Genomic DNA, 21,452 nt, shown 5'->3' with positions numbered 1-21,452 from the left:
TGTATCCTGTAAAAAAGAGGGTGTATGGCTGTTAAACAAGTTGTGGTATTACATGGATTGTATATGTCTGGCTTTGTTATGCGCCCGCTGTGCTCACGCCTTGAAAAAGCTGGGTTGAGCATCCTAAATCTAACTTATAATACTCTCACACCTGATCGTGGCACTATTTTTAAGCAAATAGATGCCTTTATAAGTGACAAAAACACTGCACTAGTCTGCCATTCTATGGGCGGCTTGGTGGCACGCGCATACCTAGAAGCGCAATCAGAGCAAAGCCTTAATGTTACAAAGGTCATCACCTTAGGTACTCCGCATAAAGGCAGCCATATTGCGCATCAGATGCAACAAAAAGGCTTTGAGGTATTTTTAAAAAATAGCGTGGAATTTTTACTGTCTAAAAATGGGGATTGGCCATTTGATGCCAAACTTTACAGTATCGCTGGCGATCTACCCTTAGGTTTGATGCCATTAATAGCCAAAGGCAGTCAATCCGATGGCACTGTACTGCTAGACGAGACCAAACTCAATGGCATGGCAGAGCATAAAGTGTTTCATTTAAGTCACACAGGTATGATCTACTCACGCCAAGTCATGAATTACATCGTCAGTTTACTTGTTTAGTGCTCAGCACTCGCTGCCACTTTATAAGCAACAAATGCAATGATTGCTAGTATCAATGGGGTTGGTGCTGCTATATAACCAAAGGTGTCGAAGTTTGCAAAGCTTGCGCCTGCTAAATGTCCCACTAAACCAACAACAAATGCCAGCAGTGCGATACCAATAACAACCAACTCCATTTTACTTTCTTTTTCTGTTTTTGCTTGCATGTGAACTCTCCCAGTTATGTAACTGGGCTTAGTATGAGCCGGCTAAAAAACAAACTATTGACCTAAATCAACTCTGCTACGTCACAATCCACAATGTGATAAAAAGTTTGCTGTAGATCATATTTTTAATCTATTTTTACATATCAATGGAGTGTTTAAATTACTAGGGGTGGTTTTTACAAAATTAAGTCCCATGTCTATTATAAGTTTGGATAGCAAAATATTTTATTAAACTCAATCTATGATAGATAAAACCTATCGACATCATTGATTATAACCATTTTACAGATTAACAGTGATCGGTGATACTTTAACCTCAGTCACCGAGAACACTTATCAGTTTATTTTAGGAGAGAAATATGTCACAGGTAAACGCAATTGGTCTTAACAGCGCAAAAAGTGAAGATATCGTAAAATCACTCAATACTCTGTTGAGCAGTTATCAAATTCAGTACATGAACGCACGTGGCTTTCATTGGAATATCAAAGGCCGTAACTTTTTTGAACTACATATCAAGTTTGAAGAAATTTATAACTTACTACTTTTAAAAGTAGATGAAGTCGCTGAGCGCATTTTAACCCTTGATGGCGCACCACTACATGCATTCTCAGATTACTTAGAGATCAGCGAGATTAAAGAAGCTAAAAACATTAGTGATGGTGTTACAGCAGTCGAAAATTTATTAGCAGGCTACAGCACGCTAATTAAGATGCAGCGTGATATCTTAGAACAAGCAAGTGATGCACAAGATGAAGGTACGGCTTCACTGATGAGTGATTATATTTCTGAGCAAGAAAAATTAGTATGGATGTTAAAAGCATACTTAGATTAAAATTAATAAGGCCCTTAATTAAGGGCCTTCTTTTTAAAGCCAGCTTTTTACATATTCATAGTCAGGGTAGCTTTCTAAGTAGCTTTGAACGCTAGGATAAAACTGTATGTTCATATCGCTTCCTTGCCAAATATGTTCCAGCATATTTTTTGCAATTAAACTAGGTTGAAGGTAGTCGACCTGTTTGTAGCCACGCGCTTTTACACCGTGAAAATACTCTTTTGCAATGGCTAAACTATCAGCTGTGGCAAGTTCAAACTCTGCCAGATTAATTATGGCATATTCAATTGAGTTAGCAGGCAATTGTGCTAGGTCCGAAAAAATTGATTTCGTGAAAGCTTGAACGCCTTCACGATTAAAACAGCCAATTATCTTAATATAAATAATTGGTGGCTCTATCGAGTATTGCCAATCACCATGTGCATCAAACATTGCTTTACCTATAGAAAGTGCCCGCTGTAAGGGCTACTTATTAATTAAACTAATAAAAAAGGCCATTTCTAAGGCTTTTTCTTCTAAGCTCTTAAAACGTCCTGATGCACCGCCATGACCTGCATCCATATCAGTTTTAAATACTAAAATATTATCATCTGTTTTGTATTCTCGCACTTTTGCTACCCACTTCATTGGCTCCCAATATTGCACCTGCGAGTCATGCAAGCCTGTAGTCACCAAGATATTTGGGTAAACTTGTGCTTTAATATTATCATACGGAGAATACGCAGCTATTAGATCATAATACTCAGGGTCATTTGGATTACCCCATTCATCGTACTCATTAGTTGTTAGAGGGATAGACTCATCAAGCATTGTAGTCAGCACATCTAAAAAAGGTACATGACAGCCTATGCCTAAATATAATTCTGGCGCTTGATTAACCACCGCGCCCATTAATAAACCACCCGCACTCCCACCCGATGCAAATACCTTATCTTTTGCCCCATAACCTTGCTCAACCAAAGCATTGGTGACATCAATAAAATCGCTAAAACTATTTTTTTTATGTTGCTTTTTACCTTGTTCATACCAATTTCGTCCTAGCATTTCACTACCACGAACATGAGCAATCGCGTAAACAAAACCACGGTCTAATAAGCTAAGTGAGGTACTCGAAAAGCTGGGATCAATGGTTATACCATATGCGCCATAACCATATTGAAATAACGGGTTAGTACCATCCTGTTTGAATAAATCTTTACGATAAACTAATGAAACAGGAATTTTTTCGCCGTCTCGTGCAGTCACCATTAATCGCTCTGAGGCATAGTTTTCAGCTTTGAAGTCGCCTAATACTTGCTGCTGCTTTAACAAGGTTTTTGCACCCGTTGCTAAATCCACCTCATATAAAGAGCCTGGTGTCGTTAGGCTTGAATAATAAATACGTGCTGTTTTAGAGTTACTTTCTGGGTTCATAGCAACCGCAGCATAATAACAGGGATCATCAAATTCCAAGGTCATACGCTGCTGTTGTTGATTAACAACTACAAAGCGCGTTTGGCCAAGTTCGCGCTCTGTTAGCACTAAAAATTTATCGAACGTTTCAACATCTTCAAGCAGCACATCTTCACGGTGCGGGGTATGTTCTTGCCACTGACTTTTATCTGCTACCGTTGCTGGTGTCGCTGTCATTAAGCGGAAGTTTTTTGCCTGCCAATTAGTGACGATGTAAAAAGTATCACCTAACTTATCAACATCAAATTCGTGACCTTCTTCTCGAGGCATTAACTGTGAAAACTCACCGCTTGGCTGATTGGCATCGAGCACCCAGGTATCATTGGTTTCAGTGCTTGCTAAATCAATAATAATTAAGCTTTCATCACGGCTTTTCCCCAGCCCCATAAAATAGCTGCGATCGTGTTCTTCGTATACCAAGATATCCTCATCTTGCGAAGTACCTAATACGTGGCGGTAAACTTGAAAACCCAGTAAGGTTTTTAAATCTTTTTTAACGTAAAATACCGTTTGATTATCGTTAGCCCAAACCACTTGGCCTTCAGTGTTCTCAAGTACATCGTCACGTAAGCAGTCATCGCTTATCACTTTAAACTTCACGGTGTAAATACGGCGACCCTCAGTGTCCTCTGAGTAAGCAAGTAGTTGCTCATTAGGACTGATCGCAACTTCACCTAAGTCATAAAATTCATAGCCATCAGCTAGCTTATTAACATCTAACAGAAGCTGCTTATCATTACTGCTAATATCACTACTGCGATAATGCCGGGCGTATTCATCATCGCCACGCACTTCTGCGTGATACCAAAACTGCCCATCTTTCACCGGAAAGCTGTTATCGTCTTTAACTATTCGGCCTTTTAATTCATCAAATAATTGCGTTTGAAAAGACTTAATTGGCGCGAGTTGTTTATCGCAGTATTCATTTTCTGCGTTTAAGTGATCGAGTATTTCAGGGGTTTCTCTTTCATCATCACGCATCCAGTAGTAATCATCGACACGCATTTTTTCATGCGTAATTAAAGAATGTGATTGTTTACGCGCTACAGGGGCGTTAGGTAATAAAGACAAAGATACGTTTGATAGAGACACAGAATAACCAATAAAAAATGTTGTTGCTGTGAGTTTATCATAACTTTTCCAATCCCATAAAAAAGCCCACTCAAATGAGTGGGCCGAAAATGCTAAATAGCATTAGGGGGAACAGTTCAATTATTTGGCAGTTGCTGCCAAGCTAAATCCCAGCTTTGGCCAACACCGGGTTCATACAATGGATTATTTTCTTCTTTTACTTTACAGAAACGGTCAAATGGCCACGGTTTACATTTATAAATCATTCCTGTTTTTGGCTGTAATACTTTAACCCCTGCGTTGTAGTCATTACTCTTATCAGGGTAAATGTAATCATACGCAGGCTTAGCTTGCTCCCAATCATCGCATTGAGCAACGCAATGGAATGTTAGCTCCGCTTGTGTGATACCACTTCCATCCAACGCGTAAATTTGATTAGAGCGATAGCCAATTACCAACCCCTGCTCTGTCATTTTTCCCGCTTCAATTAACGGGATATACATATTAATGTGCTCGGCAATGCGACGAGGCCAATTTTGTGGTTCACCTTGCTCACTGTTAGTGATTTTATAATCAAACGATAAATCGACTAGCTCTCCTTGCATATCATAAAAGGTCACCGTCACCATGTCGCCAATAAATAACTGGGTATGGTGATTTAAGCAACCTATTGCCGACCATTTTCCACAGACCAATGACGAATGCATAAACAAAGTAACACCTTATGAATACTTAATAGGTACTATCCAACATTTACAGAACAAAATAAATACTTTTTTACTAGTTTTAGGCAAATGATACACAGTGAAGGAGACTACCCGTGCAGCAACCCCGCTATCTTAGTACTAAACCTTAGACCGGAGGCTTTGCGTCCTAACCTTTCGATTAGTTTGCCAAAACGTTTAAAGTATAAAGTGGCGCTTGACAAAGATCAAACAAAAGAATGCAACCAGAAATAAAAACCAATCCTTAAAACCTATAAACATTCAAAAAGCGGATATCTAATTGCCGGGTATACAAAAGCCAGCATCATTGGTGCTGGCTTTTATAGTTAGGTTGTCGCTTTTTACGCGGTTTGTCTGTTTCGATTAAAAAGTTTTTTAAGCCTTCTAAATGGACTTCCAAACACCGCACCTATATCACTCATCATAATGTATAAACACGGTACCAACACCAAGGTGATCAACGTTGCAAACATAACCGCAAAGCCAAGAGCCACCGCCATTGGAATTACAAACCGTGCTTGTAGGCTGGTCTCAAACATAATGGGTAACACGCCTGCAAACGTTGTTATTGACGTCAGTAATATTGGTCTAAAACGCGCACAGCCAGCTTCAATTACAGCATCTTTAACTGCAATCCCCTGTCGACGGGCTTGGTTTACAAAGTCAGTCATTACCAGTGAGTCATTAATTACAACGCCTGCGGCAGCTATAATCCCAAAACCAGACATTAGCGTTAAATCTAGCCCAAACCAGAAGTGCCCCCAAATTGCCCCCGTTAAACTAAATGGAATTACCGACATCACTATCAGGGGTTGGGCATAGCTTTTTAGTGGTACAGCGAGCAAAATGTAAACTAGAATCATGCCACCAAAGAAAAACATTACCTGTTGATTAGCTTGCGCTTGCTGCTCTTCTATTGCACCACCAAGTTCTGATTTTACACTTGGAAACTCTTCTTTAAGCTGAGGTAATAATTTATCTTTTACCTGGTTTATCACTTCATTTGGTTCAATAACTTCTTCGTCAATATTGCCATAAACATATACTGTACGATAACCACCTTCACGGCGAATATAGCTAATCCCCGGTGTTTCAGTAAGCTCAACTACATCACCTAGCAACACTTCTTTACCTTGTGGCGTAGTCACAACTGCATGTTTAAGCGATGAAAATGCCTCTCGAGTGAGTTTAGGGTAGCGCACCATAACGCGTACTTCTTCACCACGGCGTATAACACGTTGCGCTTCACCACCGTAAAAACTAGCGCCCACTTGGTTCGCTATTGTTGCTAAGTCTAGGCCTAAGTCATAAGCTACTGGCTTCAAGCTCATTTGCACTTCTTTGCTCGCGGGGTCAATGGTTGAGCTTATATCAAACAAACCTTCTTGCTGCTGCAATAGCTGAATAAACCGACGACCTGCATCATTTAACGTGTCGATGTCTGAGCCATAGAGTAAATAACCAAACTCACCATCGCCACCACCTTGGCTATTTACATCATCATAAATTGTTAACGACTTAACACCGGCGATAACTGGCATCTTTTCACGCCAGCGACGGGAAAGCTCAAATGCATTATAAGGACGTAAATCTTCTTCAACCAAAGGTGCTAAAAGTTGCGCTTCTGTACGGCCCTGATTGAAAACCAATACATCCCTAATTAACTTATGCCCATATTCACGTTCAGTTTCTTTATCAATAGCAATAACCATTGCTTCAATTTCACGTATCGCTTCAATAGTTTGCATATCCGAAACATTATCGTTCATTTCTAAATTAATTTGTGGATAATCATGCGGTATTTTGGGCATAAACCCAGTACGTACTTGATTTGATGCTATCAAAGCAAAAGTGATAATTAACAGAGCAACAAATAAAGAAAACACAGCCCAGCGCCATTCAACGCAGCGCACAATAAAGCGTCTGTATGGGCCATTCACAAAGCCAAAAAAGCGCTTATTAAAGCGTGCTCGCCAACTATCCGGCTTAATTGGTGGAAACTTAGTATGTGCGATGTGCGCTGGTAAAATTAGTTTTGACTCAATTAAGCTAAAGATTAAACACAGCATAACCACTATAGCTATACCATAAAAGAACGCACTCTCAGGACCGGTTGATAGCGTAAATGGCGCGAATACGGCAACAGTTGTTAACACCCCAAAAGTGGCTGGTGTTGCAACTTTTTTAGCCCCGTTGACAACATTAACTACACCCCCACCCTTTTTCTCGATTTCGGTGTAGGCACTTTCGCCAATGACTATGGCATCGTCCACCACAATCCCCAACACCATAATAAAGGCAAATAACGATAGAATATTAATGGTTACACCAAACAGCGGCATCATCATCATCGCACCTAAAAAGCACACTGGCAGACCAATCATTACCCACAATGCAAGCTTAAAACGCAAGAAAATAGATAGCATAATAGCTACCAAAATAGCGCCTTGGATCAAGTTACTTACCATCATATCTAAACGCGCATTCAGGTAATAAGTGAAGTCCATTAACGGCTCTAAACGCACACCTGGCGGTAGCTCTTTATTCTTCTGTTCGATAAATGCTTTAACTGAATCTGCAACAGGAATGATACTTTGCTGCTCCGTTGCTTTCACAGATAAATAAACGGCATTTTCGCCATTAAATTTAAAATAGCGCTCACCTTCTGTAAATTGGTCTTTAATTACAGCAATATCTTGCAGTAATACTTTGGCACCATTAGCGCCAATTTTAACTGGAATTTGACGAAACTCTTCACCAGAGTAAAGCTGGTTTTCAACCCTTACAGATATTACACCTGCATCGGTTTTTAATTGTCCTGCAGAAAAGTTAGCTGAGTAACGACGCACAGCTGCGGCTACTTCACTTAACGTAAGGTTATAACGACGTAACGTATCTGGCTCAATTTCAATTGCTATCTCATCCAGTGGCACATCATTTTGCACTAATGAGACATTTGACAGCTGCAGTAGCTCATCTTCAATTCGGTTCGCGATAGGTTTAAGTTCAAACAAAGGTAAATCAGCAACGAGCGTCATACCTATTACATCTTGGCGAAACTCAACCTGACTTATGGTGACCGGCTCCATCCCCGCAGGAAAAGTAGCAATACCATCGACGCGCAGTTTTACTTTATCGAGCACATCGGTCAACTCAACATCGGTATTGATTTCAAGCTGTGCACTCCCCCCATTGCGAAATGCGCGGTAGGTCCCTTTTTTAATTTCAGTAATATCTTTTAAAGACTCTTCAATCTTAATTAAGATACTCTCTTCCATCTCTTGGGGCGAAGCACCTGGGTAGTTTGCGTTTATAGTAATATAGTTAACTTCGATGTTTGGGAACATCTGGCGTTGAATTGTGAAAAAACTAATGATGCCCATCACAATAATGAAAACCATCATTAAATTTGCAGCAACAGAGTTATTAGCAAAATAGGCTATTAAGCCTGTTTGCTTTTCTGTACTTGCAGGGGCGATATTTGCTTGCTCTGATTTTGGTAGTTCCGTGTTACTCATAACGCAGTCACCTTTTATAGTTTTTCAGTGGCTGCACTATCTAGTGCATCAATTTTTTTAACATCTTGAACACCAGCAACTTTAACCGCCATCCCCTTTTGCGGATATTCAGGTAGAGTCATTACCAGCTGGTCGTCGGCCTCCAAACCATCGCTAATATAAAAATACTCACCCTCTTCACGAATCACTTTTACTTTGCGTGGTTCTAGTTGTTGTTCTGCATTTACAATCCATACCGTTTGATTGTTCACCAACTCTTGCGGTAAACGATAAATATTTTCCAGCATTGCACCGGCAAAATTTACTTGTACATATGTACCATATTTAATTGCATGTTGTTTATTTACTAAGCCATATGGGTCATCAATACGAACAACTAAACTACTCATGCGAGTCGCGTTATCCACTACACCTAAATCACGGTCAATCTTCGCTTCACGGCTAAAGCCATGCAAACCAGTTTTCATTACCGTCGCTTTTATACCTTTAACACGCTCAGGTAAAAACACACTATCAAAGCCCGCAATTGGAATAATAACTTCAGCTGTTTCAATATTGTTTAATTCAGCCACTTGTGTGCCCATATTAATATATTGGCCAACACCAATTTCACGGCTCACAACAAGTGCATCATAAGGAGCTGTAACTTCACAGTTATCTAAATCGCGTTGTGCGCGTTTTAATCGAGCTTGAGCAGATTTAACGGATGCCTTAGCACTGAGTACTTGTGGTTTACGTAAAAATAGCGCGGTACGCTCCTTATCAGGAAAACGCTTCGCTTCATCTTCAGCTACTTGTGCTTGCGCTTGTTCTTCAATTAATTGTGCTTGAGCTTGAGCAAGCTCTGCTTGGGCTTGTAATAAAGCTGCTTCGTAGTTATCTTTTTCTATTGTAAATAAGGTTTCACCACGAGCCACAATACCACCAGCTACAAAATTCGGATGCCAACTTACTACCTCACCCGAGACTTGCGCTGATAAGCGAGTGCTCTCAAGCGGTTTAACTTCACCATAACTGTTAATCACAACTTGATGATTATTCGCAGCAACCGGTTCTACTTTAACAACCGGTCGTGTATCTACAACGTCTTGTTTTTCTGGTTCTTGTGCAATTGCATTTATTCCTGCAAAGCCAGCAATACCGACGCTTAACACAACAAACGGCAACACCCACTTCAATAGAGTTGTTCGCATTATTAATACCCCTTAATTTTTTACTGGAGCCATAATAACAGAGCTGAATGAAACATTAACATGACATTTGTAAGCAACTGTTACAAAAATACATACACTGCTTAGTAACCCACGTGATTACAACTCAAGAAAGTAAAAAATGAGATTAAATCAAAGGAAAATAGTGCCTTGCATATAACGTACAGCGTGCCCTGTTAGGGTCACGGTATGTTCACCTACATCACATTGCATATGGCCGCCGCGGCTTGATGCCTGATAAGCACTTAAAGAGGTTTTATTTAATTGCTGCGCCCAGTATGGCGCAAGACCTGTATGAATGGAGCCTGTTACAAAATCTTCATCGCCACCACTGGCAGGCCAAAAATAACGAGAGATAAAATCATATTTTACGCTGGGAGCCGTTGCAACAACGTCCAGTGGGAATAAGGTTTTAAGTAATGCTGAATCAGTTTTTAGATCAAAAACATCTTGCTCATTTTCATAAATGGCAAAGTAAGCTTGCCTATTCTTCAACACCTCAACTGGTTGTATAGACAAGCCTTGTAACAACTCTGCTGGTTTATTATCTACCTCAGTAGGTGCTTGCTTTGGAAAGGTCATAGCAAAACTACCATCTGTATTTTTCACAACGATTAGCTCACCAACAGCCGCTGCCTGAAAGCGAATTTGCGATAAATTGTATTGTTCGCACAACACAAACGCGGCCGCTAAAGTGGCGTGCCCACAAAAATCAATTTCCATTAACGGCGAAAACCAACGGATAGCAAAACTACCATCAGCTTGACGACAGGTAAATGCGGTTTCAGAGACATTATTTTCAGCGCCAATTTTGAGCATTAGCTCATCACTTAGCCACGCTTCTAAATCAATAACAGCAGCGTAATTGCCTTTAAATAACTCACTGGTAAATGCATCTATTTGATGAATAGTTAATTGCATTAAAAAGCTCACGGTATGGAAACATATTTCTAATAAACTGCCATACACTGAGCTAATTGAACATCAAAATTATTTCATTTTTGCTGGACTAAGCCGCGACTGGACGCATTTTATAGTATTGAATGCAGCCAAGTTGGGCAGCATTAGTAAGTAAGATCATCACGAAAGTCAAAATATGCGAAGTACTCGGCGCAGCCATTGCAAACTCAGCAAACAAACCGCATAAACCAGCAATGAACTGCAAGCTGAAATAGCGGGCACTTAGGTTACTAATATCACCACTGCGCAGGGTTTTGTACGTTTGCGGCATAACGCGCACCGAGCTCATGATTAAGCCAACAAATGTTAGCCAGGTCAGCACCTGAGCTGTTTCAAGCTGCGGGTTTAATAATAATAAAAATGGCAAAAGAGAAAAACCAAGCATAGCAGTCAATTGAATTCGTTCTCTTTTTTTTGCATTGTAGCGAGCAAAGTAATATAAAATTAAGCCGCTTAAACTGCCTGTCACCACAAATGGCAACACCATGTAAAAACGTTCAAAATATAAATTATAGGTTATGAAATAAACGCTTTGCGCTACACCAAAGCTCATCATCAATAATGACAGTCCCGATACACTGCGATTTTTACGAATTTTATTTAGAAGCGGTAAGAAGCTAAACACTAAAATAAAAGATGATAAAATAGGCAAATAATGCGCCAAAGCAAACCTCGCTAGTTACATAATGGTTAATAAGTTACTATTATATAAATCGAGCAAAAACACTATGTAAACAACTGTTTTGCCTGAATTTATTTTAGGCGCGGCATTGTATAGGGCTGAGATTAACAAGCAACCTTTGGTTAAAATTAAAACAACTTAAAACTGGCAACTTAGCCTTACAGTTGCCACAAGTTTACAATTGAGGTTGCTGGAAAATAATTTCAAGAGGTTAAAATGCTCAGTATAAATAGTTTGCCACTGAGCTTGGACATTACACGCGACTAATAAACAAGATGTAAGAAGTGTTTTTTTCATCATGATCCCTGATAGTTTTATTTTTAACTATTATGGCCATAACGTGTAATAAAAGAGAGCATAAAATGTAAGAAAGCGTGTTAATCAATCTCTAGCGGCTGAACTAAACTCACTAGCATACTGATAATAAACACAGAGACAACAAACACCAATACGGTACGTAATGCGCCAAGGCCTGCGCTGTACATGGCCAATGTAATCAAACTACCCACCACAAGCACACCACAGCGCGCACAAATCAGCGATGGTTTTTTATGACAACGAATATGGCACATTAAAACCAAAATACAACAAAAAGCGATTAAACAGAGCGTTGAAACCATCATAACCTCCACAACAAATGAGTTACCGAGGGTGTTAGTATAATGGGTATTTAAAATAGATCAATGCAATTGATAATTATTTGCAATTAGAATTCACATCCAATTGCGCTGCTCTGACTCAGCTTGAAGCAAAGTAAAGTCTATAATTTCATCTGCCAACGTTGCTTTTAGATAAGGCACGCTAACATTGCCCGAAGCCAGTTGTATAGACAAGCTTTTCAAGCCTGCTCTTCGCATAAAATACGTGCTAACTCCACGCGTACTCTGAGCTTTGTACAGCTCAAACACTCGATACTGTACACCCAGCATCCCACTTCTAAAAATACCGTAGTAGCGCCCTTGATAATGATAAAAGTAATAGCCATAGCGCTTATACGATAAATACACTAAGCAGCTCAAAACCGCCAAAATACAGATACTATATAAAGCGTGGCTAGCAACTACATAATAATTAAAGAGGCTAAACAATAGGCTTGGTATCAATGAGTAAAACAGGAGGTTTTTAAGCAGTAGAGCTTGTTCAACGCCTTTAAATTTCAATGCTTTGAAATCAAAGTTCGCTTCACTTAACCAAGGGTAAACGCGCTGGAGTGTTTGATTAACTTGCTCACGCTTTAATACCGGCATAACTAAACTTTGCTTACTCTTTGCCCCCGTAACATAACCACTTGTCGCTTGAAAACACTGTATTGTGTAACGCTGTAGCATACGCGCAATCGGATTTTGTTTAATTACAATTGATTGCACTTTATCAAGGCTCACCGACAATTGATGGCGCTCTAGCAAGCCAGAGATACGCTTGAACTTACCGGCCTGAAAATATAACTCAAAGTTATAGAACCGAATTAGCGACATTATAACCGACAACAAAATCGCAAGCATGACTAGCATAAACAATATTGAAAATATTGCCAATGCAGCTGCATTAACCAGTAAGCCCACTTCCTGCTCATAAAAAGCTTCCAAGCGATTAATCACTGCTTGTTCAAAAAAATCAAACAGCACATTCATAAATGGCGCTAAAGCGGCCAGTGCAAGTATCGCCATATTAGACATTAGGCCAAATTTAGCGACTTCTTTGTTGGTCAATTTTAAACTGTACTGGGTTTCTTCTACTTGCTCATTATTAGTCGTTTGTTGATCTTCAACTACTTGCTGCGACTCTTTGTAAGTGAGCACCTGTTCTCGTATATCTTCAGCATATGTTTGAGTAACTCCTGGAAGTACAGCCTCTTGCGCTACGCTGCCAGCAGCATCAAAAATACAATTAACTAATCCTAGCGGCTTAAAATAAAATGGCTCGGCCACATTCACATTTTGAACTCGCAAAAAGCTAAGCGTTAGGCGTTCTTTTTTAAATACCCCTTTATTGAGTAAGATATCGTGATCATCGGTGATGCAAAATCGAAAGTTTAAGTAATAGGCAAACGAATACAATAAAAGCCCCACAACAGCAATCGATGCACCGACTTTGCCCCAAAACAACTTATCTTGAACTTGAGTGACAAATACAACAGCAATAGGTAATAAGTTAAAAATACCGTCTTTAATAAAGCGATAGGCAAAATGCAATACAAAGTAAAGTAACGCCCACGGCGATACACGCTGCCAGTGTTGCTTATTCATTTGTTGATGCTTCGCTAACTGATTGGGTGCTTTGTGATTGCTCGGGCGCTTGTTTGTCTTGAGTGTAGTCTTGTATAAATTGGCGAATATCTTTACAGTCGGTGTGACTCAAGCCACTAATGTTTAAGTCAGCACTCATGCCACCCGCACTGTATAAACGCAGGCTTGCTAAGCCTAACTTTCGCTCAAGCGGGCCTCTGTGTATTTCAGTATGCTGTATTCGTGAAAGCGGCAAAATGGTTACTTGCTGCCAAATAACGCCTTTTTGGTACGCGATATCGTGGTTACGAACTGCAACACCTTTCAAACGCACGCTAATTATATTAAAAATTAACGACACCACTAAAATGACTGGCAAGCCAATCATTAATGGGGTTTGTGCCGCATTTGCAAAATTTTGGTTGAAAAAGCACACCGCGGCTAACACAGCCATTAAAGGGACGTAAAATAATAACCAACTCAACTGTGTATGCAGTAATGCGTTATTTGCGAGGGGTTTAAATTCGATAGACTGGTGTTGCGGTAAACAGTCAAGTTGATGGTTTTCAAACACGTTGTATTTTCCTTCAAAAGCCAACTTATCAGTGTAAGTTGGCTTAAGTTTGCTTAAACCCAGCTAATTGTCGTGGCGAGTGTATGACTTTGCCCCGGCTCAATAACAGCACTGTCATCCATCACATTAGCCGCCTCTAAACACAGCATAGTGTGATATTCGTCGTCAGCAAAATTAGATAAGCGTTTAGATTTATCGATCCACGGGTTCCAGAGTACGCAAGAGCTTGAGTTTTCACGGCCGACTTCAATAATACCATCAGGCGTAATTATTTTCTGCGTTTCAACAGCTTGGGTATAAACCATATCTGTTTCTCGGGCAAAACCAACAAGTTCATTTTGATCAAATGGGCCTTCCCCAAATTCAATAAATTTAGCGCCTTGCAGGCCATCTACTTTGGTTTCTTCAATTGCAGGAGTTGGAAAGTAAGTATGTAGTGCCTGGCTAAAGGTAATTATTTGTTCGCTCAAGTTGGTGGTTGTTAAACGCACTTCAAGCTTGTGAGTTAAAATAAATTCAACTTTTAGTGTTGATTTATAAGGCCAATATGTTTCATCTACCTGAGTCATTGGTAACGTTAAACTAACGCGGATCTCTTTATCTTGTTCCGATACCTCATCTGCACGCCATAAACTGGTACGCGCAACACCATGGATAGGCCAATCTGGATTTGGGTTTACCCCAAACCAAGGCCAACAAATTGGTATACCGCCACGAATACTCTTACCTTTTTGGTAATCTTCTTCGCTTGAAACCCAAATCAGCGGCTTTTTACCACTCGGAGTGAACTCTGTTAATTGCGCACCCTGCAGAAAAATTTTCGCGCTGCAAAAATCGCTTGCGATATTAATATATTCTAATCCAGAGTCCGATTGTTCAATGCTTACAGATGGAGATAACTTCATAATACGTCCCATAATAATGAAAAGCCTGCAATACCTTACCCAATACTTCCCCAATTAGTAAATACTAATTAATGCTTTTTGCCACAAAGTTATAATTTCTCACTTAGTCATGCTCAACATATAACTTAGCTGATAAAAACAGTTAATAAAATAAGTAACAAATGAGCTGAATTTAATTTCAATTCAAATAAAGTTGCTATCAGTAACGACTAACTGTAAAGCCAATAATACAGCGTTAATCCACCTCAACTATTTGAACTCTATTTATTTGATGTGTAATATTTATCGATTACGATCGTTCCTTGTTCGCAACCGCCCCTATCAAGAGATAAAATAATGCAAAAATATGACGAGCTGTTGGTTTCATTACGCAAAGTAATTCGTGCGATTGATCTGCACTCTAAACAGTTAAATAAAACCTCAGGGTTGACTGGGCCACAGCTGTTAATAATGACCGAGGTAGCACAAACAGACGGCATTACTGCCAGTCGTATCGCACAAAATGTGAATTTAAGCCCGGCTACTGTAACCAATATTCTGGATCGATTAGAAAACCGTAACTTAGTTACTCGAGTACGCAGCCAACTAGACAAACGTCGCGTGAGTATTTACCTCACTCAAAGTGGTAAAGATATTCTTGCCGATGCCCCTCAACCTCTACAAGAGCACTTTATAGAACAGTTTTCATCACTTGAACAATGGGAGCAGAGCCAGTTGCTATCGTCAATGCAACGTATTGCGACTATGATGGATGCGCAAAGTATTGATGCCGCCCCGCTGCTTGAAGTTGGCCTGATCACCCGAGCCGCAGATAGTAAACTTTAGTAATAAAAATACTGTCATAATAATGAAAATAAACAGTATCTTACCTTAGCGTAATATGCTCAATTACTTGGGTAATAAGTATAAATAGTCTATTCTATGCATACTCAATCTCAAAATAGCGACTTATCATGCTTAAACTATCACAGTTAGCCCTCGCGACACTGCTAGGGGCCACCACTAGCCAAGCAAATGCATCAGATATTGATGATATGCAGACCCAATTGAAACAACTACAACAGCAAATGCAACAGCTTCAACAAAAACTTGATGCAGCTGAGCAAAAAGCAACCCAGCAACAGCAAGAAATTGACCAGCAAATTGCAAAGCAGCAAAAAGCGGCCGAGCAACAAACTGCGGCGGTTGAAAGCAAAAAAGAACCGCAAGGCATAAAAATTGGTGGTGCAGTACGTACCAATTACAGTCATACCTCTTATGAAGAAGGCAGCCAAGATCGTGGCGGCGATTACGATTTCGATATTTTTAGACTGAATTTTTCTGGTGATGTTGGCGACGTCATGCTCAATGCTGAAATTCGTTTTTTTGACTACATGACAGCGGTTAAATATGCTTATGCAGCTTATGACTTTGCCGATGATTGGCAGGTGCAAGCAGGTATCACTAAAGTACCATTTGGTAACTGGCCATATAATTCGCACAACTATTTCTTCGGGACCACTTATTACATTGGCCTTGAAGATGATCACGATATGGGTGTGCTCTTCAAGCGTAAAATTGCCGACAACTGGCAGCTTGATTTAGGCTTTTTTAAAAACGATGAGCAAGGCGGTGTAGACGGTTATGTAGATAATCGTAGCGATCGTTATTCATACGACGTAGTTGGTTTTCGCAGTGCTGATGAAGGTGTGTATGGCGATCCTGGTGCTAGAGATGAAAATGGCGACCTGGTTGGTAACCCAATTGGCGAATACAATACGTTCTCTGGTCGCTATGGCTACCATTTTGAGCATGATGGCGGTAAAACTGAAGTGGGCTTCTCGGCATTAGCGGGTGGCTTACACGATGGCGTAGATCGTGCGGGTGATTACAATGCATGGGCACTGCACTTAAACAGCAATATTGGCGCATGGAACCTTCAGCTGCAACATGGCGAGTACGATTATGATATAGATAATGTCAATCGTATGGCTGTGGGGGCATACTCATTTTATGACAGCATTGCCGCGCAAGCTACCATGACCAACGCAAATATTGCCTACAGTGTTCCGGTAGAATGGGGCCCAGTTACTGGACTACAATTTTATAATGACTACGGTATTATTTATGATAAATCAGACAATACCGAGGACACCTGGATGAACGTAACTGGTGTATCTATTGCTGCTGGCGGGTTATTCACTTACATCGATTACGTATTTGCGAAAAACCAGCCATTTGTAGGTGGTTCCGTTGCCGGTGATAGTGATGAAACCGAACGTCGTTTCAATATCAACGTGGGTTATTATTTCTAAATACTTGTATCACCCAGCTAATCCGCTGGGTGATTTTTTGTATCCATGTTTATTTTTTATTACCTTCTGTAATAAAGCCCATACTACTAATACCAGCTTGCTGCACTTGCTCCATTAAAAACACCACATTTTGATACTCTGTGGTTTTATCGCCCCGAATATGCAAAATCGGCTGCGGAGTTTTAGTCGCTTGCTCTGCTAAGCGCGTTATCAATTGCTCTTTTGTAATGGCTTGTTCAGCCCAAAAATAACCACCTTCATTATCTACAGACAATACAATGGTGTCAGGTTTTGCTGCTACAGGCTCGCTTTCTGCAGAGGGTAGCTCAACCTGTATAGATTGGTTAATCACCGGCACGGTAATAATAAAAATAATCAATAATACCAACATCACATCCACTAATGGTGTCATGTTGATTTCATTCATAATCTCTTCATCATTATCAAAGTGGAATGACATACACTACCCTGCCTTAGTATGTACTGTGCCGGTTAAGTAATAAGCGTGTAGCTGTGATGCAAAACGATTTAGTTGAATAATCACCGACTTGTTACCACGACTAATGGCGTTATATGCTAGTACCGCAGGAATTGCCACCGCAAGACCAAATGCGGTCATTATCAAAGCTTCACCAACCGGACCTGCCACTTTATCAATACTTGCCGAGCCAGAAACACCGATTCCGACTAACGCATGATAAATCCCCCACACAGTGCCAAACAAACCAATAAACGGTGATGTGGAGCCTACAGAGGCCAAAATAGCAAGGCCACCCGAGAGTGATTCTCGAGTATCATCAATATTGTTTTTAAGTGCTGTTGTTAACCAATCAGCTAGTGGAACTTGGCCTTGTAGCTGTTCTTCATGATTTTGATGCTGCTCTTTCGCCTGTAAACCTTGCATTGCCAACTGTTGAAAATGGGCTTGTTCAGCCAGTAACTCAACACCTTTATTGATATCTTGCTGTTGCCAAAAATCAATCACTAAGCACTTTGCTTTTCGTAACTTTAGTATGCTAAACAAACGTATAAAAATGACCGCCCACGACGCTAAAGACATCGCTAATAAAGAGAAGCCAACAAATTTAATGACTGCATCACTTTGCTGCCACAGCGCTGCAATGCCATAAGGGTTTTCCATTTCATTCTCCAACAACCCGTTGTTTATAAAAAATTTAGCCGCAATGCGGCTAAGATAAAATTGTAAAAACGTATGAACTCGCTTTATTTAAAAGTGCGCCGTAAAGGTAAGACGAGAAGTGCGGCCCGGCCCCGGCATTAAACTGAGCGCTAATGCATCGAGATAAAACTCATTGGTTAAGTTAGCAATATTAAAGTTAACGTCCATATTATCTGTTATTGCATAGCGCGCATATATATCAACTAATGTGTAAGCCTCTGTTGGTATATGTGGGGCTGTACCATGATAATTTTGCCAGCTTGACTGCCTGTCATAGCTTGTATCTGGCGCCCCCGTATAAGTCATTCTCATACCAATATCTCCAGCACCATTTAGCCACTTAAACCCCAAAATAGCAGCCACTGATTTCTTCGGCGGAATATGATTTGATACATACATCCCAGAGAAACCTGAACTAGAACAATTAGGAATATCAATTTGTCTCCATGAAATCATAGGGTTATCACGAAATGATTGAGCGAGTTCAGCATCACACAGCTTGGCTTCGGTATAATAGGTGGCGCTTACATCGCCATAAAAATTACCATATTCCAAACGAGTTTGTAACTCAATGCCACTGGTGTTAAAACTGTCTGAATTACCGATAGCCAAACTAACATCTGTAGACTCTATTAATTCTTTATCTACAGAACGACGAGTAATATAGTTTTTAATTTGATTATCGAAGTACACAACTTTCGCACGCAAAACAAGATCATCCACTAATTCATCATTGAGATATGAAAGGCCTATTTCCTTATTTTTTGCACACTCTGGGTCAACATCGAAAATACGCCTTGATACTGACCAGCCCAATGTAGATTCCATTATGCTTGGCATACGTAAAGCTTCACTATATCGAGCATATGCAAGCCATGATTCGTTTAACTGCATATTTAATGCAATGTTAGGTGCAAAGCCATCGTGCTTACGCGACATTTTATCGCCAACGGTAAAAGTGCCTAACGATAAACCGTACTCATACCCACCAACATAACTAGATTCGAAATTTATAGAGCTAATATCGCTCGGCTCTTCTCCCCACTTTTCAACCATCCCTACGCCTGTTAAACGAGGATCGGTGATGTCACTATACTCACCATTTTCATCCCTAAACCAGCGAACATCTCCTAAACTCGATCCATCATCACCAAACAGCGTGATATTTTTATACTTTTTCGTATCTTCAACCCAATTAGCGTTATTATCATGTACCTTAAACCAAGAGTAACGTCCACCCAGCTCAAGGCTCAACCAGTCTATTGGTGACCACTTAGCTTGTAAGAATACACTGCTCTCGTATCGATCCCCATCCCTATGGGTACGATTATTTTGAATATCATCTTGCGAATATTTAACGCCATCGCCTTTGCCTACGGATTCTTTTTGAAAGCTATAACCATAATCTAAAGTTGTTGTACCAAAGCGTTCACTATTGAATATGCTTTGATTACTAATATCAAACCCAGATCTAAGCGAGGCTGTTTTTGCTAAATAATACACATCGATACATGACTCACATTCATAACCAGCGGGAGGCTCTTTACCTTCTAGAGGATTACCAAATGCAAAACCGTTATAAGCTGCAGAATCAGTCTCCGTATGCCATAAATTAATATTTAAATTATGTAGTAAAGGGTTTGTTGGCGATGCATATTTATAACGTGCGCTGTAGCTATCGATACTTTGCTTCGATGGTTTCCATTGCATTAATGTATCACCATCGTTACGAAATATTTGCGACGCCATGATTTCGCCGTACTCGGCTTGGTACTTTCGATAGCTTAACTCTAATTTAGAATCAGCGTTAATTTTAAGGGTTGGCTTAATAAGTAAAGAGGTGCTTTTATTCGCAGTATTGAGTACTTCTTCTCCGGGTTTATAAAAGCGAGCGATCCCTTCGTTCACCTCGGTGTACTTTTCTTCAACCCAAGCACCATCCACTTCATTCCAGCGACTTTTTTCTTCGTCATAAAAGTAGTCTTCGCGGCCTTTTTCTCCTGCGAAGTAATTACCAATATCACGACGTGAAGCAGCTAGAACCAAGTCAAAGCCATCTTGTTCAGTGGCATAAGCAATATTGGCAAATTCACCATCACTAGCAATAAGACTGGGCGCATCTGTACGTGGTATTGCTGCAAACTTATCTTGTGCATCAATACTATTACTTTGCATCCCCACTTTAAGTCGCACGCCATGATGCTCACCATCACGTAAAATATCAGCTGTCTTTAAAGTTTCCATCACCACCACCCCACCGACAGCTCCCATACCTTGGGCATTGTTTGCGGGGCCTTTGTCGATAGAGACGGTGCTTATTAGGTCAGGGTCGATGTATGCGCGATCAGAAACCCCTGCATAGCCTCGGTATACGGTGTTGCTTTGAATGCTGCCATCAATGACTACTGGAACGCGATTTTGACCTTGTACACCACGAATATTTACATCAATAGCGCCACCATTACGCGATTCACCAACCTCAACCCCTGGGATCCCTTTGAGCATATCACCGGCTGAGGTGCCACGAAATTGCTCAACGTATTGACTATCTAATTGCACGTTTGAGCTGGTTTTTAGGTATGGTAAATCTTCTGCGGCAACACTATCTTCATCAAACATACCTGGCGCAACATAACCACCCACCACTGAAAGCGCCGCTAAGTCTGTCGCTGATTTAGAACTATCTAACTTTTTTAATATAATTGAATTACCTTCAATCGTTGCAGTAATCCCCGTATTTTGCAGCACCTGATTTAAAGCGTCGCGCACTGTAGCTGGTCCTTGTAATTCAGGGGCATTTAATGAATCAACCAACTCAGGTTCAAAAATAAGGGTCATATTTGACTCTGAGGCGAGTTGATTTAACGTCATCTCAAGAGGCTGAGGCTTGATATCCAACATCATTACAGTGGTATTTGCCATAGCAGGCATAGCTAAACCGATGCCAATTGCCAAAGCAACGGTTGAAAACTGCATTTTTTTCATTTTATATTCT

19 protein-coding genes and 1 riboswitch are annotated in these 21,452 nt (G+C 40.3%); of the genes, 4 read left to right on the top strand and 15 right to left on the bottom strand.

Translation table 11 applies throughout. The features are described 5' to 3' along the window. Positions 1-24 precede the first annotated feature (24 nt). On the top strand, positions 25-621 hold the full coding sequence (locus tag QMA12_RS09740; protein ID WP_290209906.1) for an alpha/beta hydrolase: 597 nt from the start codon (positions 25-27) through the stop codon (positions 619-621). Here the strand turns inward: QMA12_RS09740 and QMA12_RS09735 are convergent. Continuing rightward, positions 618-827 (bottom strand): hypothetical protein, encoded by a 210-nt coding sequence (locus tag QMA12_RS09735; RefSeq protein WP_290209904.1) that lies wholly within the window; start codon positions 825-827, stop codon positions 618-620. The two genes, QMA12_RS09740 and QMA12_RS09735, sit on opposite strands and share 4 nt — an antisense overlap. A gap of 359 nt (positions 828-1,186) precedes the next feature. Here QMA12_RS09735 and QMA12_RS09730 point away from each other — a divergent pair, with 359 nt between their 5' ends. Then, entirely contained in the window at positions 1,187-1,660 is a 474-nt protein-coding gene (locus QMA12_RS09730; RefSeq protein ID WP_087531344.1) for a Dps family protein, read from the top strand. A 33-nt stretch (positions 1,661-1,693) separates the two neighbouring features. Here the strand turns inward: QMA12_RS09730 and QMA12_RS09725 are convergent, their stop codons facing one another. From QMA12_RS09725 to QMA12_RS09675, 11 genes are all read right to left on the bottom strand, one after another. Beyond that, on the bottom strand, positions 1,694-2,092 hold the full coding sequence (locus tag QMA12_RS09725; protein WP_087531345.1) for a hypothetical protein: 399 nt from the start codon (positions 2,090-2,092) through the stop codon (positions 1,694-1,696). Between the two features lie 33 nt (positions 2,093-2,125). Beyond that, positions 2,126-4,204, bottom strand: coding sequence for a S9 family peptidase (locus tag QMA12_RS09720; protein ID WP_290209900.1), 2,079 nt, complete (start codon positions 4,202-4,204; stop codon positions 2,126-2,128). A 116-nt stretch (positions 4,205-4,320) separates the two neighbouring features. Beyond that, positions 4,321-4,890 (bottom strand): chitin-binding protein, encoded by a 570-nt coding sequence (locus QMA12_RS09715; protein ID WP_290209899.1) that lies wholly within the window; start codon positions 4,888-4,890, stop codon positions 4,321-4,323. Positions 4,891-5,004: 114 nt separating this feature from the next. Beyond that, positions 5,005-5,088: riboswitch (cyclic di-GMP riboswitch) on the bottom strand. 161 nt (positions 5,089-5,249) lie between these two features. Continuing rightward, a complete protein-coding gene (locus tag QMA12_RS09710) occupies positions 5,250-8,426 on the bottom strand; it encodes an efflux RND transporter permease subunit (protein ID WP_290209898.1) in 3,177 nt (1,058 codons plus the stop codon). 14 nt (positions 8,427-8,440) lie between these two features. Next, the gene (locus QMA12_RS09705) at positions 8,441-9,619 is read right to left on the bottom strand and encodes an efflux RND transporter periplasmic adaptor subunit (RefSeq protein ID WP_290209897.1); all 1,179 of its coding nucleotides are present in this window, start codon (positions 9,617-9,619) and stop codon (positions 8,441-8,443) included. A gap of 150 nt (positions 9,620-9,769) precedes the next feature. Beyond that, entirely contained in the window at positions 9,770-10,558 is a 789-nt protein-coding gene (locus QMA12_RS09700) for a PhzF family phenazine biosynthesis protein (protein WP_290209896.1), read from the bottom strand. Between the two features lie 88 nt (positions 10,559-10,646). Beyond that, the gene (locus QMA12_RS09695; protein WP_087531351.1) at positions 10,647-11,261 is read right to left on the bottom strand and encodes a SemiSWEET family transporter; all 615 of its coding nucleotides are present in this window, start codon (positions 11,259-11,261) and stop codon (positions 10,647-10,649) included. A 395-nt stretch (positions 11,262-11,656) separates the two neighbouring features. Continuing rightward, positions 11,657-11,902, bottom strand: coding sequence for a hypothetical protein (locus QMA12_RS09690; RefSeq protein ID WP_176372493.1), 246 nt, complete (start codon positions 11,900-11,902; stop codon positions 11,657-11,659). A 90-nt stretch (positions 11,903-11,992) separates the two neighbouring features. After that, a complete protein-coding gene (locus QMA12_RS09685) occupies positions 11,993-13,525 on the bottom strand; it encodes a PH domain-containing protein (protein WP_290209895.1) in 1,533 nt (510 codons plus the stop codon). Next, positions 13,518-14,078 (bottom strand): PH domain-containing protein, encoded by a 561-nt coding sequence (locus QMA12_RS09680; RefSeq protein ID WP_290209893.1) that lies wholly within the window; start codon positions 14,076-14,078, stop codon positions 13,518-13,520. Before QMA12_RS09680 ends, QMA12_RS09685 begins: the two co-directional genes overlap by 8 nt. Before the next feature lie 53 nt (positions 14,079-14,131). Continuing rightward, positions 14,132-14,983 (bottom strand): D-hexose-6-phosphate mutarotase, encoded by an 852-nt coding sequence (locus QMA12_RS09675; protein ID WP_290209892.1) that lies wholly within the window; start codon positions 14,981-14,983, stop codon positions 14,132-14,134. A gap of 336 nt (positions 14,984-15,319) precedes the next feature. On the opposite strand from QMA12_RS09675, the gene QMA12_RS09670 reads away from it, so the two are divergent. Both QMA12_RS09670 and QMA12_RS09665 read left to right on the top strand, forming a co-directional pair. Further along, complete coding sequence (locus QMA12_RS09670) at positions 15,320-15,808, top strand: MarR family transcriptional regulator (RefSeq protein ID WP_087531356.1); 489 nt, start codon at positions 15,320-15,322, stop codon at positions 15,806-15,808. Between the two features lie 128 nt (positions 15,809-15,936). After that, positions 15,937-17,277 (top strand): porin, encoded by a 1,341-nt coding sequence (locus QMA12_RS09665; RefSeq protein WP_290209891.1) that lies wholly within the window; start codon positions 15,937-15,939, stop codon positions 17,275-17,277. A gap of 49 nt (positions 17,278-17,326) precedes the next feature. Here the strand turns inward: QMA12_RS09665 and QMA12_RS09660 are convergent, their stop codons facing one another. The 3 genes from QMA12_RS09660 to QMA12_RS09650 all read right to left on the bottom strand — a co-directional run bounded on the left by QMA12_RS09660 (position 17,327) and on the right by QMA12_RS09650 (position 21,442). Next, complete coding sequence (locus QMA12_RS09660; RefSeq protein WP_290209890.1) at positions 17,327-17,737, bottom strand: biopolymer transporter ExbD; 411 nt, start codon at positions 17,735-17,737, stop codon at positions 17,327-17,329. Between the two features lie 3 nt (positions 17,738-17,740). Then, positions 17,741-18,418, bottom strand: coding sequence for a MotA/TolQ/ExbB proton channel family protein (locus QMA12_RS09655; RefSeq protein ID WP_290209889.1), 678 nt, complete (start codon positions 18,416-18,418; stop codon positions 17,741-17,743). A gap of 87 nt (positions 18,419-18,505) precedes the next feature. Then, a complete protein-coding gene (locus tag QMA12_RS09650) occupies positions 18,506-21,442 on the bottom strand; it encodes a TonB-dependent receptor (protein WP_290209888.1) in 2,937 nt (978 codons plus the stop codon). Positions 21,443-21,452: the final 10 nt, after the last annotated feature.

Origin of the sequence: Pseudoalteromonas sp. APC 3893 (assembly GCF_030408095.1) — a bacterium.
In the GTDB taxonomy this organism is placed as follows: Bacteria; Pseudomonadota; Gammaproteobacteria; order Enterobacterales; family Alteromonadaceae; genus Pseudoalteromonas.
The sequence above is the reverse complement of the archived record's forward strand: the minus strand, read 5'-3'. Positions and strand labels throughout refer to the sequence as shown.

Excerpts from the sequence above, each read along its gene's own strand:
- QMA12_RS09740 (WP_290209906.1), top strand. The coding sequence starts at position 25 with ATGGCTGTTAAACAAGTTGTGGTATTACATGGATTGTATATGTCTGGC.
- QMA12_RS09735 (WP_290209904.1), bottom strand. The coding sequence starts at position 827 with ATGCAAGCAAAAACAGAAAAAGAAAGTAAAATGGAGTTGGTTGTTATT.
- QMA12_RS09730 (WP_087531344.1), top strand. The coding sequence starts at position 1,187 with ATGTCACAGGTAAACGCAATTGGTCTTAACAGCGCAAAAAGTGAAGAT.
- QMA12_RS09725 (WP_087531345.1), bottom strand. The coding sequence starts at position 2,092 with ATGTTTGATGCACATGGTGATTGGCAATACTCGATAGAGCCACCAATT.
- QMA12_RS09715 (WP_290209899.1), bottom strand. The coding sequence starts at position 4,890 with ATGCATTCGTCATTGGTCTGTGGAAAATGGTCGGCAATAGGTTGCTTA.
- QMA12_RS09710 (WP_290209898.1), bottom strand. The coding sequence starts at position 8,426 with ATGAGTAACACGGAACTACCAAAATCAGAGCAAGCAAATATCGCCCCT.
- QMA12_RS09705 (WP_290209897.1), bottom strand. The coding sequence starts at position 9,619 with ATGCGAACAACTCTATTGAAGTGGGTGTTGCCGTTTGTTGTGTTAAGC.
- QMA12_RS09700 (WP_290209896.1), bottom strand. The coding sequence starts at position 10,558 with ATGCAATTAACTATTCATCAAATAGATGCATTTACCAGTGAGTTATTT.
- QMA12_RS09690 (WP_176372493.1), bottom strand. The coding sequence starts at position 11,902 with ATGATGGTTTCAACGCTCTGTTTAATCGCTTTTTGTTGTATTTTGGTT.
- QMA12_RS09685 (WP_290209895.1), bottom strand. The coding sequence starts at position 13,525 with ATGAATAAGCAACACTGGCAGCGTGTATCGCCGTGGGCGTTACTTTAC.
- QMA12_RS09675 (WP_290209892.1), bottom strand. The coding sequence starts at position 14,983 with ATGAAGTTATCTCCATCTGTAAGCATTGAACAATCGGACTCTGGATTA.
- QMA12_RS09670 (WP_087531356.1), top strand. The coding sequence starts at position 15,320 with ATGCAAAAATATGACGAGCTGTTGGTTTCATTACGCAAAGTAATTCGT.
- QMA12_RS09665 (WP_290209891.1), top strand. The coding sequence starts at position 15,937 with ATGCTTAAACTATCACAGTTAGCCCTCGCGACACTGCTAGGGGCCACC.
- QMA12_RS09660 (WP_290209890.1), bottom strand. The coding sequence starts at position 17,737 with ATGTCATTCCACTTTGATAATGATGAAGAGATTATGAATGAAATCAAC.
- QMA12_RS09655 (WP_290209889.1), bottom strand. The coding sequence starts at position 18,418 with ATGGAAAACCCTTATGGCATTGCAGCGCTGTGGCAGCAAAGTGATGCA.
- QMA12_RS09650 (WP_290209888.1), bottom strand. The coding sequence starts at position 21,442 with ATGAAAAAAATGCAGTTTTCAACCGTTGCTTTGGCAATTGGCATCGGT.